Annotated in this window: 8 protein-coding genes and 1 tRNA gene; 6 read left to right on the forward strand and 3 right to left on the reverse strand. The window is 63.8% G+C overall.

Translation table 11 applies throughout. The annotated features are described in order from the left end of the window. Positions 1 to 82: 82 nt before the first annotated feature. Positions 83 to 646 carry a tetratricopeptide repeat protein gene (locus CHB87_RS05905; protein WP_089407410.1) on the reverse strand — a complete coding sequence of 188 codons (564 nt, stop codon included), beginning with the start codon at positions 644 to 646 and terminating at the stop codon, positions 83 to 85. 271 nt (positions 647 to 917) lie between these two features. Here CHB87_RS05905 and CHB87_RS05910 point away from each other — a divergent pair, with 271 nt between their 5' ends. Then, positions 918 to 2,060 (forward strand): glycosyltransferase family 9 protein, encoded by a 1,143-nt coding sequence (locus CHB87_RS05910; protein ID WP_089407411.1) that lies wholly within the window; start codon positions 918 to 920, stop codon positions 2,058 to 2,060. 91 nt (positions 2,061 to 2,151) lie between these two features. Here CHB87_RS05910 and CHB87_RS05915 read toward each other — a convergent pair whose 3' ends face one another. Further along, positions 2,152 to 2,736, reverse strand: coding sequence for a DUF4254 domain-containing protein (locus tag CHB87_RS05915; RefSeq protein ID WP_089407412.1), 585 nt, complete (start codon positions 2,734 to 2,736; stop codon positions 2,152 to 2,154). 96 nt (positions 2,737 to 2,832) lie between these two features. Between CHB87_RS05915 and CHB87_RS05920 the strand changes: the two genes are divergently transcribed. Beyond that, complete coding sequence (locus tag CHB87_RS05920; protein ID WP_089407413.1) at positions 2,833 to 4,044, forward strand: ATP-grasp domain-containing protein; 1,212 nt, start codon at positions 2,833 to 2,835, stop codon at positions 4,042 to 4,044. A 107-nt stretch (positions 4,045 to 4,151) separates the two neighbouring features. Here CHB87_RS05920 and CHB87_RS05925 read toward each other — a convergent pair. Further along, positions 4,152 to 4,227: transfer RNA gene (locus CHB87_RS05925), tRNA-Lys, on the reverse strand. A gap of 486 nt (positions 4,228 to 4,713) precedes the next feature. Between CHB87_RS05925 and CHB87_RS05930 the strand changes: the two genes are divergently transcribed. From CHB87_RS05930 to CHB87_RS05945, 4 genes are all read left to right on the forward strand, one after another. Next, entirely contained in the window at positions 4,714 to 6,648 is a 1,935-nt protein-coding gene (locus CHB87_RS05930) for a cellulose synthase operon protein YhjQ/BcsQ (RefSeq protein ID WP_089407414.1), read from the forward strand. After that, positions 6,645 to 11,192 carry a UDP-forming cellulose synthase catalytic subunit gene (gene bcsA / locus CHB87_RS05935; RefSeq protein WP_089407415.1) on the forward strand — a complete coding sequence of 1,516 codons (4,548 nt, stop codon included), beginning with the start codon at positions 6,645 to 6,647 and terminating at the stop codon, positions 11,190 to 11,192. Before CHB87_RS05930 ends, bcsA begins: the two co-directional genes overlap by 4 nt. A gap of 1 nt (position 11,193) precedes the next feature. Further along, positions 11,194 to 12,363: a cellulose synthase complex periplasmic endoglucanase BcsZ gene (gene bcsZ / locus CHB87_RS05940; protein ID WP_281252311.1), complete on the forward strand. Its 1,170-nt coding sequence runs from the start codon at positions 11,194 to 11,196 to the stop codon at positions 12,361 to 12,363. Between the two features lie 316 nt (positions 12,364 to 12,679). Next, positions 12,680 to 17,896: a cellulose biosynthesis protein BcsC gene (locus tag CHB87_RS05945; protein WP_176441617.1), complete on the forward strand. Its 5,217-nt coding sequence runs from the start codon at positions 12,680 to 12,682 to the stop codon at positions 17,894 to 17,896. Positions 17,897 to 18,046: the final 150 nt, after the last annotated feature.

Here is an 18,046-nt window from a genome sequence, read left to right on the forward strand (position 1 = left end):
GTCCTTCGACTGCGCCACTCGCGATGAGGCCGCGAGTGGCTTCGCTCAGGATGACGGAGTGGGTGCGGCGACGCCGGATGAGCTAGGCCTCGGGATAGAGCAGCTCGGTGAAGCGGGGGTCGTCGGCCATATCCTGAAAGTCGGAGTCGGAGCGGGCCTGGATGCGGTTGCGCGGGTTCTGCCGGATGGCCTCGGTCAGGTGTTCGAGGCAGGTGTGCGAGTCGCCGGTCATGCTGGAGAGCACGGCCAGGCCGTAGAAGGCGTAGTCGGCGCTGGGCTTCTGGCTCAGGATGGTGCGGAACTGCTCGCGCGCGTCGTCGTAGTGACCGTTGTTCAGCAGCGAGATGGCGTAGTCGTACTGCTCCTCGTGGCTGGTGAAGGTGGTCTTGCCCTTCGCGACCTGCAGCAGGCAGGCGTTGATATACATGCGAACGCGGTCGGCCAGGTCGCCCGGCGCGCCGGCAAGCATCTTGTCGAAGGCGGCGTGCGCCTTCTCGTACTTGCCTTCCTGCATCAGCCGGATGGCGGCCTCGTACAGCGCGATCGCCTGCACGCGCGCCTCGTCTTGAGGCGTGGCGGCTACGCCCGCAAGGGTGCGGGGGGTGCGCTTCGCCGGAGTGGAGGATGCTGTCTTTACGTGTGCCATTGCTGCCCTCGTCGCGTGCCAGCCGCCGTGGATGGATTCCGGCGAGCCTGTCGACCTCAGAGTGAGTCTGTCTCGGTTTTATACGCAGAAGCCGTCGACAGGTCAACTCCCCCCGGCCTAAGTCTCTGCATGCGTGCAGTTTAGCGCGTTTCGGCGAAGGATGTTTTCACATGGACTGCGCTCCTCCGTACACGCTGCCCGGACGGCCAAGCTGTTGACTCGATTCGGTCTCGACTTGCGAAGAAGCGCCGCGCTCGTCGACACTGGGGCCGTGAGCAAAACGGTGCGGCGTGTGCTGATCTATCGGCTGGGCAGTCTGGGAGACCAGGTGGTGGCGCTGCCTTCGCTGCACCTGGTGAGGCGCAGCTTTCCGCAGGCCGGGCTGTGCATGCTGACCAACTTTCCGGTGAGCGGCAAGGCGCCGGCGGCGGCGGCGATCCTCGATCCGGAGCTGATCCAGGGGTATGTCCGGTACGTGGTCGGGCTGCGGAATCCGCTGGAGCTGGTGCGTCTGTGGGCGGCGATCCGGCGTCTGCGGCCGGATGTGGTGGTGTATCTGGCCGGCGCTCGCGGGGTGAAGGTCGCAAAGCGCGATGCGTGGTTCTTCCGGCTGTGCGGCGTGCGGCGGTTGATCGGCGTTCCCGACACCGAAGATCTGCAGCAGAACCGGCTGCTGGACGGCGGCGGGCGGTACGAGTCCGAGGCGGCCCGGTTGGCGCGGACGCTGGAATCGCTGGGCGACGCGAGGCTGGAATCGCCCAGGAGCTGGGATCTGTGGCTTGGGGATGGCGAGCGGGAGCGGGCCGGGCAGGCTTTGGAGCCGGCTGGCGGGCGTCCGGTGATCGCGGTGAGCATCGGGACCAAGCAGCAGACCAACGACTGGGGCGCGGAGCGTTGGCGGGCTCTGCTGGGCCGTCTGGGCGCGCTGCTACCGGGGTATGCGCTCGTGCTGAACGGCGCCGCGGACGAGCGCGAGGCGAGCGATGCGATCGCGGAGGGCTGGCGCGGGGCGAACTCCGGCCCGGTGCTGAACCTCTGCGGCCAGTTGACGCCAAGGGAGAGCGCGGCGGCATTCGCGCAGGCGAGGGTCTTCGTCGGCCACGACTCCGGCCCGATGCACCTGGCGGCGGCGGTGCAGACGCCGTGCGTGGCGATCTTTTCGGCTCGCCAGAAGCCGGGTGTGTGGTTTCCGCATGGCGCGCAGCACCGGGTGATCTATCACCAGACGGATTGCTGGAACTGCGGCCTGACGGTGTGCGTGGCGGAGGGGAAGCGCTGTATTTACTCGATCGCGGTGGACGAGGTCGTTGGGGCCGTGCTGGGGGCGCTTGGGATGGGTGGGCTGGTTGCGGTGGATGGGATGGGGGCTACGGGAGCAACAGCAGCGACAGAAGCGGATCCTCTTCGAGGATGACAAAAAAGAAGGGCAGGAGAGCGAAGGCGGAGTGCGGGGGAACTCTCCAGTGCGCTCCGCTTCGGTCCGGATGACGGCATCTTCGCGGGGCTTAGGATTGCTGGCGGTAGAGGACCGGGTTCAGACCGGGGTCGTTGTACATCTTCATCTGGCGATAGAGTTTGAACCGGCGCGTGCCGGATTCGATCTGTCCCATCAGATCTTCGAGGCAGGCGCCGAGATCGGCTCGCTGGGTGAGCAGCAGGGTGAAGCGGTCGCGGTTCCACGCGCGGTGCTGGTCGGTGGCGGACTCGCGGACGGTCTCTTCGGCCGTGTGGTAGATCTTCAGCGACAGGATGGAGAGCCGGTCGAGGATCATGCCGGGCGTCTCGGAGTGCAGCGGCGCCTGTGCGTTCTGGTCGCCGACGTTTGCGAGCAGCCAGGAGTCGATCTGCTCCACGAGGTCGTTGCGCCGCTGGTTCAGGGCGTCGATGCGGTGCTTGACCTGGGCGATGACGGAGTCGGAGGCGGCGGGGTTGCGGGCCTCGTCCTCCTGGTGCCAGAGGTCGTAGTTGGCGCGGTGATGGTCGAGCGCGAGATGGGTGAGCGGACCGTAGGAGGGCTGGTACACGCGGTCTGCGTGCCAGTACGCGTTGGCTTCGTCGTGCAGCGGAAGGTATACGGCGAGATTCGGCATGGACGTCTTTTACCTTACCAAAGCGGCGGGTGGGTTTACGCGGCATTGGCGGCGGCAGGGTAGAATCCGCAGCATACGCAACTTCGAGGGAAGAGAATGAGCGAAGCGGTCCGCAAGCCTGCGATCTTCTGCATCAGCACCTACGAAAAAGGACAGGCGTTCCTGCGCGAGGCGGCCCAGCAGGGCTGCGAGGTAAACCTGCTTACGGTCGACAAACTGCGCGACGCGAACTGGCCGCGCGAGGCGATCACCCATCTCTTCACCATGCCCGAGGGCTTGACGCCGGAGCAGATCCTCAATACCGTCAGCTACTTCGCGCGAACGCACCCGATCGACCGCATCGTCGCGCTGGACGAGTTCGACCTTGAAGCCGCGGCCCTGTTGCGCGAGCACATGCGTCTGCCCGGCATGGGCCAGAGCGAGACGCGCTTCTTCCGCGACAAGCTGGCCATGCGCACCGGGGCGCGGGCGGGCGGCGTCGCCGTGCCGGACTTCATCCGGGTCTTCAACTACGACGATCTGCGGGCGTTCATGGCGCATGTCCCCGGACCCTGGCTGCTGAAGCCGCGCTCGAACGCCTCGGCCATTGGAATCAAGACGATCCAGGAGCCGGAGGAGCTGTTTCCGATTCTCGACCAACTTGGCGACGAGCAGAGCCACTACGTGCTTGAACGCTTCGTCACGGGCGAGGTCTACCACGTCGAGGGCGTGACCTGGGGCGGCAAGCTGCTCTTCAGCCAGCCCTGCAAGTACGGCAAGCCGCCCATGCAGACGATGCATCAGGGGGGCGTCTTCACCACGCGGACGCTCTCGAAGGACTCCGCCGAAGAGCAGGCGCTGTGCGAGATTCATCGCCGCGTGTTGCAGGCGCTGGGTTTACGCAACGGAGTCACGCATACGGAGTTCATTCGATCGGCCGTCGACGGTCAGTTTTATTTCCTCGAAACAGCGGCGCGGGTGGGCGGCGCGTTCATCGCGGAGGTGGTTGAGTTCGCCACGGGGCTGAATCCTTGGGTGGAGTGGGCGCGGATCGAAGCGGCGCTGGCGCAGGGGCGGGAGTATGCGCTGCCGCCTCTGCGGCGGGATTACGCCGGCAGTGTCATCTGCCTGGCGAAGCAGTCTGAGCCGGACCTGAGCGCCTATGCGGACCCGGAGATCGCGCTGCGCCTGCATAAACATCACCACGCGGGCATCCTGCTGCAGTCGCCGTCGGCGGAGCGGGTGCAGGAGCTGGTGGATGGTTATGCGGTGCGTTTTCTGGAGGATTTCTGCGCGGTGATGGCGGTGCCGGACAGGCCTACGGCGTAATTCTGGCTGTAGGAAGACAAATACAGAAGCAGATTCCCTGCGGGAATGACAACCAAGAGAAAAAAGCAAAGACGCCCGGGAGGGCGTCTGCTGAGCGGGAAAGATTTTGGTGAGCGCGCTGGGGCTCGAACCCAGGACCAACGCCTTAAAAGGGCGATGCTCTACCAACTGAGCTACACGCTCCCACCTCTATGAAAATAGCATACCTGGGGCGTTACCGAGAGGTGACCAAAGCGGGATGGCGCGGGCCGCGGCCACAAAGTAGAGTGGATGTTGGGATGGGTGACCTGCACGGTACCGGGGGTAACCAACCCGTTATGAGGCAAATGCGGCGCGATCGCATCCCGAAAGGGAACCACAAGAGATACCCAAGTGGCTTTACAGATGCTCCCTTGCACAGTTTGTGGAGCATTTTGACACGAAATGACCTATACAGAGATATCGGCAAAATCAAACGGATCAGTTGCCGCCGGAAACAGGTTCGGTCACACCAAAGTGTAATTACCGATCGATTGACTTGCGGTTCGGAGCCGGTTAGCCTCAAGAGACATTGCATGAAAATGGGTGCAACTCTCGCTTCTCGCGCTGCAATCGCCTTTCGCGTTGCAGCGAAACCGTAAGTCGAACGCATTCGGGACGACAACCGTGGAACTTACTGGAAAGCCACCTATGGATACGCAGATGTCGGACGAACTTGAAGAGCAGCCAGTTTCGGAGACGCCGGAAGATGTGGCGATTCTCTACTCCTGGGCCAATCTTCACGGCGCGAAATATCGCGATTTCTCTGCCTCGCGGCGCGAATATCGCGCGCAGGTAAGACATCGCGCCGCGGAAGAGCTTCGCCAGGCCGAGTTGAAGGCGCAGGCCGAGGCGGAAGAAGCCGCCGCCGCCGCCGAAAAGGCCGCGCGCGAGGCAGAGCAGGCTGCCCAGGTTGCGGATGCCTCCGGCATTCACGAGTCGCGGGAGCAGTCGCTGAAGCTGGCCGAGGATGCCGCGCGCATCGCCGCCGCCGAGCGCGTGGAGGCTGCGCGCCGGGCCGAGGCCGCCGCCATGGCCGAGGCGATCGCGCGTCGCGAAGAGCGGGAGATCGCCGAGGCGCATGCCTCTGCTCAGCGTCAGGCGACGCGCTATGAGGAATCGGAGTCCCGCCGCCGCGAACTTGCGGGGCCGCAGCCGTACTCGATCGTTCCAGGACAGATCAGCGACCCCTACGTCGTTCAGCAGGGCTCGACGGTGGACCATCTTTATAGCCCGAACAATGCGCTGGACTATACGCAGGCGAGCCGGCGTTCGTCGCTGTTCGGCGACTCCGGCATACGCGAGGCACTGGCTCGCTCGGGGGAGCGTCCCGCGTTCCGGATGCCGGGCGACGATCCGGCGATCCGCGACCGCCGCCGTCCTCAGGGCTTCCGCCCGGATGAGGCGTCGGGCATACGTCCCGCTTACCGTTCCGGCTCTTCGGGCAGCCGCCCGGCCTATCGGCAGGAGCCGCAGCGCGCGGCGTCGGTTCCGTACAGCCGCGACATGTCCTCCGAGTATCGGATGGCCGAGCTTCGCGCCGTGGAGCAGCGGGTCGCCGAGCTTCGCCGTCAGGAGCAGGATCGCGTGGCGCGCGCCACGCAGCCGGCCCCACGCGTCGAGCAGGATCCCGACGGTCCGGCGTGGCTGTATGCGACGCAGCCTGCCGCGCCGAAGCCGGTTCAGCCAGCCCCGGCGTCTTCCGTTGCCGATACGCTGCAGTACTCGCGCGAGCGGGTGGCGGCGCGTTGGTTTGCGCTGAAGGGCGTCTTCGAGCCGGGCCAGGAGCCGCCGGTGGAGCCTCAGCCGGTGCGCCAGAAAGAGACCCGCACGCCGGTTCTCGCGGTATTCTCGCTGGCTGGCGGCGTGGGCAAGACCAGTCTGGTCGCGACGCTGGGCCGCTCGCTCTCGTCGATGGGCGAAAAGGTGTTGCTGGCCGATACGACCTCGCACGGTCTGCTGCCGTTTTACTTTGGCGCGAGCGAGCTTCGTCCCGGCGTCGTGCGGACGTTTTCGCCGCCGAGCGGAAGCGCCGATGCGCCGATCTCTCTGGTGAGCTACGACGTGGACCAGAAGGGAAGAAGCGAAGAGGTTGAGGATGTTCTCGCCGAAGAGCTCTCCCGCAACAGCCGCGGCAATCATCGGCTGCTGCTCGATCTGAATCCGAGCACCGGCTGGGTGGCGCGACGCATTGCGCGGATGAATCCGATCGTGCTGGTGCCGGTGGCGCCGGATATGAATTCGGTGATCAGCCTTCAGGCGGTTGAACGATTTTTCAATGGGACCAGCGACCATGAAGGCCGACCTTTGCAACCCTTCTATGTGCTGAATCAGTTCGACGCTTCGCTGCCTCTGCACCTCGATGTTCGCGAGGTGCTTCGCCGTCAGTTGGGCGATCGTCTTTTGCCTTTTGTAATCCGCCGTTCACCCGCGGTCAGCGAGGCGCTGGCTGAAGGAATGACGGTAGTCGACTATGCCCCCGAGGCGCCTGTTGCCGAGGATTATCTCAACATTGCTGCCTGGCTGCGGACCGTATCCGCGCCCGCCACGGCCGGCTTTCGCAACGTCCGATGGAGTGAACGATGACCCGGTCGCCTTTATGGAGAGAGTTTGAGTCGGGAGACAGTTTCCTGCTCAAAGCGCTTCGGCTTTTCATCCTTGTTGGCGGAGTCTTCTTTCTCTGCTTCACGGGCATCCTTGAGCTCACTTGGCCCCAGCAGGCTGTGCTGGGGCTGCTGACTGTCCTGCTGGCCATCTGGATGGACAAGAGTTCGAGCTCGTACCTGGTCACGTTGACGCTGATGATGGTGTCGATGTTCTCGACCTTCCGGTACGGCTTCTGGCGTATTTCGACCACGATCAAATTCTTCCTCGATCCGGGTACGAACTGGACGCCGCTCGATGGCTTCTTCATCTGGCTGCTGGTCGGCGCCGAGGCGTACGCCTTCGCCATCCTGTTCCTCGGTTATATGCAGACGCTGTGGCCGCTGCGCCGTACGCCGGTGCCGCTGCCGGACGATCCGGAAGACTGGCCTTCGGTCGACCTGCTGATTCCGACCTACAACGAGCCGCTCTCGGTCGTGCGCTTCACCGCGCTCGCATCGATGAACATCGACTGGCCGGCCGACAAGCTGAACGTCTACATTCTGGACGACGGCAAGCGCGAGGAGTTCCGCAAGTTTGCGGAAGACGCAGGCATCGGCTACATGACGCGCGACGACAACAAGCACGCGAAGGCCGGCAACATCAACCGCGCCATCGAGCGCCTGGACGCGCCGTTCGTCGCCATCTTCGACTGCGACCACGTGCCCACGCGCAGCTTCCTGCAGGTGACGATGGGCTGGTTCCTGCGCGATCGCAAGCTGGCGATGCTGCAGACGCCGCACCACTTTTATTCGCCGGATCCGTTCGAGCGCAATCTCGGCCAGTTCCGCGTCATTCCGAACGAAGGCGAGCTGTTCTACGGCATCGTGCAGGACGGCAACGACTTCTGGAACGCGACCTTCTTCTGCGGATCCTGCGCCGTGCTGCGCCGCACCGCACTCGATGAGATCGGCGGCATCGCGGTCGAGACGGTGACGGAAGATGCGCACACCTCGCTGCGCATGCAGAAGAATGGCTGGAACACGGCCTACATCAATATTCCGCAGGCAGCGGGTCTCGCGACCGAGCGTCTGAGCGGTCACGTGAAGCAGCGTATTCGCTGGGCGCGCGGCATGATTCAGATCCTGCGTACGGACAACCCGCTCTTCGCACCGGGTCTCTCAGGCTGGCAGCGACTTTGCTATTTCAACGCAATGTCGCACTTCCTGTATGCGCTGCCGCGTCTGATCTTCCTGACCGCGCCGCTGATCTACCTGGTTCTCGGGCACACCAACGTACCCGGCTACTGGGCTGCGATTCTGGCGTACGCCTTCCCGCACCTCGTTTTGTCGTCGATGACCAACTCGCGCATCCAGGGTCAGCACCGGCACTCGTTCTGGAACGAGATCTACGAGACGGTTCTCGCCCCGTACATCTTCCTGCCGACGATGCTCGCGCTCATCAATCCGAAGCTGGGCAGCTTCAACGTGACGGCGAAGGGCGGCGTGGTCAATCGCAGCTTCTTCGACGCGCGCATTGCGCAGCCGTTCCTGGTGATGATGATCTTCAACATCATCGGCCTCATCATCGCGATTCCACGCTTCTTCCATATTTATGTGCCGTTCCTTGGCTACTATTTCTACGACGGGACCCATCCTGGAACGATCGTGATGAACGTTGTCTGGACGATCTTCAACATGATCATCCTCGGCGTCGCCACGGCGGTTGCGTGGGAGAGCCAGCAGCGCCGCCAGACGGTGCGCGTGAATATGAGCGTTCCGGCCGACGTCATCCTTGCCGATGGCACGGTCGTACAAGGAACGACGATCGACCTTTCGAGCGGCGGTGTTTCGATGACGATGGATCGCCCCTACACGGCTGCGGCGGGTGAGTCGATCAAGCTGGTCTTCCCGGTGCTCGATGGCGACGCAATGCTGCCTGCCACGATCATCCATGCGGGCAGCGGCGATCTGCGTGCGCAGTTCGATCCGCTGACGCTTCAGGAAGAAGAATCTTTGACGATGGTGCTGTATTCGCGCGCCGACACCTGGCTGGGCTGGGGCGAGGCGCGCGAGATCGACCGTCCGCTGAAGAGTCTCGGCCGCATCCTGCAACTGTCCATCCACGGCTTCGCCAGAACGTTCCGAGGTTTGATGAACACGAAAAAAACACCACCCAAGGGACGTTTGGCCACGACCATCGCACCCCTGCTTCTCTTTGCACTCCTTGCCGGCTTCACGTCGCGGTTCGCCTCCGCCCAGGTTCAGGTTCCGACGGCTGTCTCCGGCGCTCCGGGAGCAGTTTCGGATGCGACGCCGGATGGCGGCGTCGCGGCTCGCCCGGTCGCTCCGGGCAACTTCGACAATATCTTCGCTCTGTCGGATGTAGGGCCGGCCGACACCATCGTGCTGCGTGGCGTCGATGCGTATCATTCGGTCTATTTTTCGGTGCCGCAGACGCAGGTCGTCAAGACCGCGACGATGCACCTGAAATATCACTTCTCGCCGGGCCTGATTCCCGACCTCAGCCACCTGAAGGTGAGCCTGAACGGAACGCTCTTCGCCACGCTGGCGGTTCACAATCAGCCGACCTTTCACGGCACGATGGAGAACGACCTTACGCCCGACCAGAAGACCGCTGCGACGCAGGTGCTGAATGTGACCCGCGACGAGAACAGTGCTTTGCTCGAAGCGACGCTGACCATGCCGGCCGAGATGCTGGTTCACACCAACGAGCTGACCTTCGAGTTTATCGGCCACTACACGCTGCAGTGCGAAGACCCCTCGCACTCGACGCTGTGGAGCCACGTCGATGCAAGCTCGACCATCGAACTCGCCGGCTCGCTGCTTCCTTTGCAGAACGACCTGAAGTTGCTTCCGCTGCCGTTCTATGACTCGGCCGTGAACCTGCATCCCGTGGTTCCGATCGTCTTCCTCAGCCAGCCCTCTCCGCAGGCGCTGCGTGCAGCCGGTATCGTGGCTTCATGGTTCGGCATCCTCACGGACTACCGGCCTGTACATTTCCAGGTCTCGGTCGGCGCGGCGCTTCCGAGCGGGAACGCCATCGTGATCGGCGAGAGCGCGGCGGATCTTCCTGCAGCCTTGAATGTCGCGGGCAGCGGCGGTCCGACGATTGCGATGCGGACGAACCCGGTCGATCCCTACTCCAAGCTGTTGATCCTCACGGGCGACAATGCCAACGATCTGGTGACGTCGGCGATGGCGCTCACGCTGCAGCGCGATCTTCTGCAGAGCGACCTGACTCACATTCCCGTTTCGGGCTTCAAAGCTCCGGGCGCGCGTCAGCCCGACGATGCTCCCCGCTGGTTGAGCACGGAGCACGATACGCCGCTCGGCGATATCGCTCAGACGGGCGATCTGCAGGGTGACGGCTCGGTGCCGATCCCGGTGTACATGCGTATTCCGCCGGATCTTTATCTGGCTCACAATCCCGCGATTCAGAATCTCGGCTTCCATATGGGTTACCGCTATAACGGGATCCCGCTGGCGAACGAGAGCTCGCTGCAGGTGTACATGAACGGCGGTTATGTCAGCTCGACGCCGATGCCGCACACCGAGAAGGCTTCGGCCAAGCTGGACACGGTCATTCCCGTGCCGGTCGTCGATATGCGTCCTTTCTCGAACTCGCTGATGATGAAGTTCATCTTCCAGATCGCGAAGAAGGGCAAGTGCCAGGACACGGCGCCGCTGAATCTGCAGGGCACGATTCTGAAGGATTCGTATCTCGATATTCGCGACATCCCGCACTGGGCGATCCTGCCGGACCTTGAACTCTTTGCCAACGCAGGTTATCCCTTCACCCGCAAGGCCGACCTGGCGGAGACGACGGTTGTTCTGCCGGATACCCCGCAGCCGGACGAGATCGAACTCTTCCTGACCTTCATGGGCCACTTCGGCGCGCAGACCGGCTACCCGGTACTGAACGTGACGGTCGGCAAGAACGAGGACATGAAGACGGACAGCCAGAAGGACTACATCGTGATGGGTACGGTCGACCAGCCGGCGCTCGCCAGGATCGATCCTTCACTGCCGGTTCGCATCGATGGCGGCGGTCTGCATGTGCAGGATACGCAGGGCTTCTTCAACTCGCTGCAGCACGCATGGTGGAAGGTCCGCAGCTCCGATCATATCCAGTCCGGTCAGTTGGAGACGGCGGGCGGTCTGCCCGATGCGCTGATCGAGGGTATCGAGTGGCCGAGCGGTTCGAACCGTTCCGTGGTGTTGATCGCGCTGCGCGATCACACGGTCATCCCGACCTTCATCAACGCCTTCCTGAAGACCTCGCAGTCGTCGGAGATCTCGCAGTCGGTCGCGGTGCTGCACGATAAGAAGTTCAGCTCGTACCGCATCGGCAACGACGTCTACAAGGTGGGTTCGCTCTCGTGGTGGGTGCGCATCAACCTGCTGTTCTCGGAGTTCCCGTGGATTGTGGTCATCTCGACCATCGTCATCGCGATCCTGATGGCGGCCTTGATTCGCGCCATGCTTCGCCGCCGGGCTCGCGCTCGTCTGCAGGGTAACGACTAGCTTGATCAACCGCAGGACATACACGGCCAGCGCGATGAGTCTTCTCATCGCGCTGGCTTTTTCCTTTCAAGCGGGTTGTCGGGCAGAACAGCCGTGGCCGTTGTGGGAGGCATACAGCCAGCGCTTCATCGATCCGCAGGGACGCGTGATCGACCGCAGCGCAGGCGACCGCACCACGAGCGAAGGGCAGGCCTATGCGATGTTCTTCGCGCTGGTGGCCAACGACCGCGTGCGATTCGAAAAGCTGCTGACCTGGACGGAGTCGAACCTCGCGGGCGGCGACCTGAGCCTGCGTCTTCCGGCCTGGGAGTGGGGCAAGAACGCGCAGGGCGAGTGGAAGACGCTCGATGAGAATCCGGCTTCGGACGCGGACCTGTGGATGGCTTACACGCTGATGGAGGCGGGGCGTCTGTGGCGGGACGACCGCTATGCCAACCTGGGCCTTACCATGGCGAAGCGGATCGGGCGGCAGGAGGTAGGCCTGGCGAACGGCGTAGGGCCTACGCTGATCCCCGGCCCGGTGGGCTTTCATCCCGATGAGAACACCTGGCTGCTGAACCCGAGTTATCTGCCGCCGCCGCTGCTGGCCTATATGGCGCGGTATCAACAGCCGGGACCGTGGACGGGCGTTATCCAATCGCTGCCTGGGCTCTTTGGGCCGGGCAGGGGCGATGGATTTGCGATGGACTGGGTCTCGGTATCGTCCGATGGCGTGAAGCCCGCCATCGCGCCCGCACAGCCGACGGCCGGCACGAAGGATCCGCGTGCGGTGGGCAGCTACGACGCCATCCGGGTGTACCTGTGGGCCGGCATCGCGGACCCCGCGACACCCGGCGTGCATGGGCTGATGGGACAGCTTTCGGGCATGTCCGATTACATGAAGACGGCGGCGGTTCCACCGGTTGAAGTGGACGGTTCGGGCAAGACCACGGGCGTAGATTCGCCGCCGGGATTCTCCGCAGCGGTGGCTCCGTTTCTGGCGGCGGCGGGGATGAAGACACAGGCTACGGAGCAGTGGCAGCGGCTGAGCGCGACGAAGGATGCCTCATCGGGGCTCTACGGGCGTGCGGCGGCTTACTACGATCAAAATTTGGCCCTGTTTTCCACCGGTTTCCTTGAGCAACGGTACCGGTTCGAACGCGATGGAAGACTTAAGCTGAAGTGGAAATAGCCGCGTATTTATTGGTGTTTTGCATCGTTTTCAGTGCTCTGAAAGCCCCCCGACAAAAGTGATTACAAGCTGCTCGAAAGACGTTAGTCTCATGACAAGAGCTGCATTATCCAACTTGGTACGTCAGGGGTCGGGCAGCGCATTGAATAATTCTATGAAGACTTATCCGTCAATCCGGTTCTGGGCGCCAGCCGTACTGCTCGGTGCGGTCTCGATTGCTCCACTTTCTCCTCACGTGCATGCCCAGGTGGGGCAGCCTCCCGTACAGTCGCTTCTCGACAAGGCACACGCCCTTGAACAGCGTGGACGTATGGACATGGCCTCGCAGACCTGGCAGCAGGTGCTGCTCGCCGATCCGAACAACACCGAGGCCCTGGGTGGTCTCGCCCGCGCGGCCAAGCTCGAAGGCAAGTCCGAACTGTCGGCGATGTATCTGGCGCGTCTGCGTGCGATCAACCCCAACGACCCCGGCATCGCCCGCGCGGAGTCGGCCCAGGTGCAGCAGGATCACAATACCCAGTTGCAACAGGCAGGCAAGCTCGCCCAGGCAGGGCAGTACGCGCAGGCCATGCAGGTCTACCGGCAGGTCTATGGCGAGATTCCGCCTCCGGGCGAGGGCGCGCTGGCTTACTACGAGACCGAAGCCGCAACCGAGGATGGACGACCTCATGCCATCGCCGGTCTGCGCAAGCTGGATCAGCAGTTCCCGTCGGACCCGCGCTACCAGATCGCACTCGGTCGCATTCTGACCTATAACCCGAAGACCCGCTCCGAGGGCCGCAAGTACCTGGAGCGTCACCCGGACGATCCCCAGGCCACCGAGGCGCTGCGACAGTCGCTGTTGTGGGATGCGCAGAACCCGGCCTCCAGCGGTGAGATTCGCGCCTATCTGCAGAAGCACCCCGACGAGCAGCTTGCGACCGTGCTGAGAAATCAGCCGAAGGGCGGCGGCGGACGCGGCGGCCCACCGGTGAAGCTGACGCCCGAACAGCTTGCGGCGGAGAACGAGGCCCGTTCGCGCACGGCGGAAGAGCGCGCAGCTTATGCGGCTCTGAACGCGAAGCACATGGAAGACGCCGAGGCTCGCTTCAAGGCGATCCTTGCGAAGAATCCGGAGAACGCCTCCGCCCTCGCGGGTATGGGCTACATCCGCATGCAGCAGGCCAACTTCGGCGGCGCGATGAGCTTCCTGGTGCAGGCGAAGCAGGATGGCTCGAAGGACCCCGGACTCGATCCGGCGATCGCAACCTCGCGGTTCTGGTCGACCATGGCGGACGGCGCGTCGGCGCTGAACGAGAACGATCTGCCGACGGCGGAGAAGGAGTATCGCGCCGCGCTGGCGATGCGTCCGAACAGCCCCGAGGCGCTTGAAGGTCTGGGCGGAACGTTGTTGAAGGCGCAGCAACCCGAAGCCGCGGCTCCGGTCTTCGTGCAGTTCGTCAAGGTAAAGCCCGCTGCGCCGAATGCATGGCGTGGACTCTTCAGTGCGCAGTACAACGCGGGCGATACGGGGCGCGCGCTTGAGACCGAACGCCACATCCCGGCGCCGGTCCGTGCGCAGTTGATGAAGGATCCGCTTTACCTGCGGACGCTGGCCTCGGCTTACGCCTCCGCCGGTCGCGACGGCGATGCGCAGCGCGTGCTGCGTACGGCTCTGGAGCTGCCGTTCCCAGCCGATGCGCGCGGCGTCGAAGCCGAGACGCAGATGCAGTATGCGAGCCTGCTGCAGGCCGCGAACCATCTTGATCAGGCGGCTGGTCTCTACCGCCAGGTGCTCGCCAAGGATCAGAAGAACACCGGCGCATGGCAGGGTCTGGTCCGCGTCGAACACGCGATGAACCAGGATCAGCAGGCGCTGCAGACGCTGGAGAGCATGCCGCCCGCGACCTACGAGCAGGCAATGCGCGATCCGGGCTTCGAAACGACGGTCGCCTCGATCTATCAGGTGCAGGGCAAGTTCGATGTCGCGCAGGATCTGCTGGAGAAGGCGATCGCGCAGCAGACGACCGCCGGTCAGAAGCCCTCGGTGCCGATTCAGATTCAGCTCGCCGGCATCTACATGCAGCGCGACAACGCGGCTCAGGCTTACCCGATCTACCAGCAGATTCTGTCCGAGAACCCGGACCGCGTCGATGCTTGGAAGGGGCTGCTCTCGTCCCTGCACAGCACCGGCAAGGACCAGGAGGCGCTGGCGCAGATTCAGCAGATTCCGGTTCCTGTGCGTGCGCAGCTTGAAAACGACGTCGATTTCCTGCAGGTGGTGGGTTCGGTCTACAACTCGCTCGGCCAGCCGCAGCAGGCCGCTCTGTTCCTGAACCGCGTGAAGCAGCACTACATCGTGCAGAATGCGCTGCCGCCGGCGGACATCGACATCCAGAACGCGTGGCTGCTCTACAACGGCGGCAACGACGCTGGACTGTACAAGCAGTTGATGACGATCGGCAGCCGCCCGGATCTTTCGGACGAGCAGCGCCGCACGGTGCAGACGATCTGGACGAACTGGGCGGTGCGCCGCGCCAACCAGGCGGCGGCGGCAGGCAACACGCGCCGCTCGCTGGCGATCCTTAACGCGACGGCACGCGCCTTTCCGGACAATCCGGGCGTCATCAAGGCGCTGGCCGGTGGGTATTCGCGCGATGGACAGTATAAGCAGTCGGTCATGATCTGGAAGTCGCAGAACATGCAGACCGCGACAGCTTCGGACTATAAGGCGGCCGTCGGCGCTGCGCTGGCTGCAAACGATCTGAAGGATGCCGAGACCTGGCTGCGCTTCGGTCTCGATCAGTATCCGAAGGATGCCGAGATGCTGAACCTCGGCGCGAAGTTCGAACAGGCCCGCGGCGATACGAATCGCGCGGCCATCTACTACCGTGCGTCGCTCGATGCGATGCCTCCGGCCGATCCCGGCGCAGAGCTGGCGACGGAGCTTAGCCGCCCGGTGCCGAACGCGGGCATGCGTCTGCCCAACGGCGCCTCGGCGCAGGATCTTTCGACGCTGCTGCAGCCGAGCAAGGCCGACGAGCAGCCGACGCCTCCTCCGCCGCCGGTTGAGACACAGCCTTATCTGCCGAGCTACACCAACTCCTTCGGTCAGCCGCCGGTGATGGTCACGCCCAGCCCGACCGTGCCTTCGTACATGGCGAGCCCGACCCCGCGCACGCCGACGAACAACGCCACCCCCCGGACGCGCCTGAAGGACTATGTGCCGCAGGCCTCCGCCGAGATCCCGGTGCCGATGGATGGGACCGAGATTCCGGTCGTCCAGACGGTTGCTTATGAAGGTGGGGCCGATACTTTGATTCTCACACCCGCCGTCTATCACCAGCAGCAGATCAATCGCCTGACGGATCAGGTCGCGCAGGCACCAATCGCGCAGGCCCCCATGCAGATGGCGATGGCGCAGCAGCCCGAGCCTCTGCCGCAGCAGAAGCAGGGCGAGGCCTATAAGCCGTATCGCGCGAGCGTACCATTGACGGCGACGCCGCAGGGCGCCGCGACCGCAGCACCGGCCACGCAGGATGGCTATGGTCCGTATGTTCCGTACAAGGCGCCGACCGATCCGTCCGCCATGCAGACGGCAGTGCCGCTTCAGCTTGGTTCGACTCCCACGCAGAAGACGGTCGCGCAGCCTGAGGTGACCGACGTTCTGCCGAAGGCGAAGTACGTTCCGAACGCCAAGGCGAAGAACCTCGGCTCGTCGCACCCCGATATCAACGCGGCGAACGCGGCGGCGATCCGCCGTCGCCAGTCGAATCCGGATGCGCTGACCGGACGGAGCGCGCCTCCGCCGGACGACTACAGCACCACCCCGACGGAGAATACGCAGTACGCTCCGGCCGGTCAGACCGGGCAGCCCGCCACGGGCGGTCAGAATACGACCCAGACTTACTCCGGCCAGTCAAGCTCGTCGCAGACCAACCAGGCGCCCCCGAGCCAGACCGGCGACAGCAACGGCCAGCAGTATCCGCAGCCGAACACGAGCTACCGCGCTCCGGCGACGGGCACGACAACGACTGGAACGCGTAGCCGCGTACGGACTCGCCGTGCCGCGCAGGCCGCCACGGGACAGCCCGATAATCAGCCGCAACAGCCGTCGGGACCGGTGTTGAGCTATCCCGGCGTGGGCACTCCGCTTGGCTATCAGCCCTATCCGATTCTGGGTTCGACCTACCCGCTGGGCGCCGCGCCAACGGACTCTGACCTCGTCGCAAAGCATATTCCCGCGCTGCGCGGATATAGCCAGGACGAGCTTCTGACGCCGCAGCTTGCGCTGACGCCGCGGCAGCAGACGGAGCGCGACCTCGCAACGCTTGAGGCCTCGTACAGCGGCTGGTTCGGCGGCACGGCGAGCGGACGCTATCGCAGCGGCACGCCCGGCATCGACCGGCTGAGCGACACCGAGGCGACGATCGAAGCCTCGGCGATGGTGAATAACAGCGTTCGCCTGACTGTTGTGCCACGTGCGGTCTTCCTGAACTCGGGTGTGCTGAACGTCGCGAACTACTCCGGTCTGAGTTCGATCAGCGTCCCGATCATCGGTACGCTTTCGGCCAACGCCGCGAACGCTCCCGCGGAGCAATTTGCGAGCGGCGTAGGCGGCGAGTTGCAGATGACGACCCGCAACTTCGCGGCGTCGGTCGGCTACACGCCGTACAACTTCCTGATCCAGACTGTGACCGGTCATGGTTTGTGGAAGCCGAGCGATCACTTCACCTTCTCCTTCGACCGCGACATGGTGAAGGACTCGCAGCTTTCATACGCAGGTCTCCGCGATCCGGGGCAGGCGAGCGCGGTCAACGGCGGCCCGATCTGGGGCGGCGTGGTGGCGACCGGCGGCGGTCTGCGCTTCGACAACGGCGACGAGAAGGCCGGCTTCTACATCACGGCCGACGGTGCGGACCTGAGCGGCTATCACGTGCTGGGCAACTACAAGTTCGAAGGTTCGATGGGCGCGTACTTCCTGGCGCACACCTTTCCCGGATACGGCAAGTTGAACATCGGCGCATCGCTCTTCGGCATGCACTACGCGCATAACGAGCGTGGCGAGAGCTATGGCCTGGGCGGCTACTTCAGCCCGGATGCGTACTTCCTCGCATCGATTCCGATCACGTACACGGGCTACTACAAGACGAACTTCCATTACTCGATTGCCGGCGCAGTGGGCGTGCAGACCTTCCAGGAAGACAGCCAGATCTTCTTCCCGCTGGATCCGGCGATCGAGACGTCGTACCGGACCTCGGCCAACGCGGCGAACCCGATCGACAACTCAAGCGCCTGCACGATCGCGCAGATTGCGACGCATGTCTGTGGCGAGTCGCCGGTGAACAGCAATACGGGCTTCAATTACAACATCAACGCCGAGGCGGCGTATGCGGTGACGAACCACTGGTTCGTCGGCGGCTTCCTCTCGGGCAACAATACGGTTTCGGGTGGGTTCTTCGTGCGGTACACCTTCCGTCCGCAGTATCCGACCGAGGCGTATCCGACGGGTCTGTTCCCGGTCGAAGGCTTCCGTCCGCTGCGTGTTCCGTAGCCACGAAGCCTGGATGAATCACGCAAAACAAAGCCCTCCCACTCCGGGAGGGCTTTGTTTTTGCCATTCACTTTTTATTTGCTTTTCGTTACGGCACGACATATAAGACGGTATCGCTATCATTTTCGACCGGTTGTACATCACGGTCTT

The organism is Granulicella rosea (assembly GCF_900188085.1).
Lineage (GTDB): Bacteria > Acidobacteriota > Terriglobia > Terriglobales > Acidobacteriaceae > Edaphobacter > Edaphobacter rosea.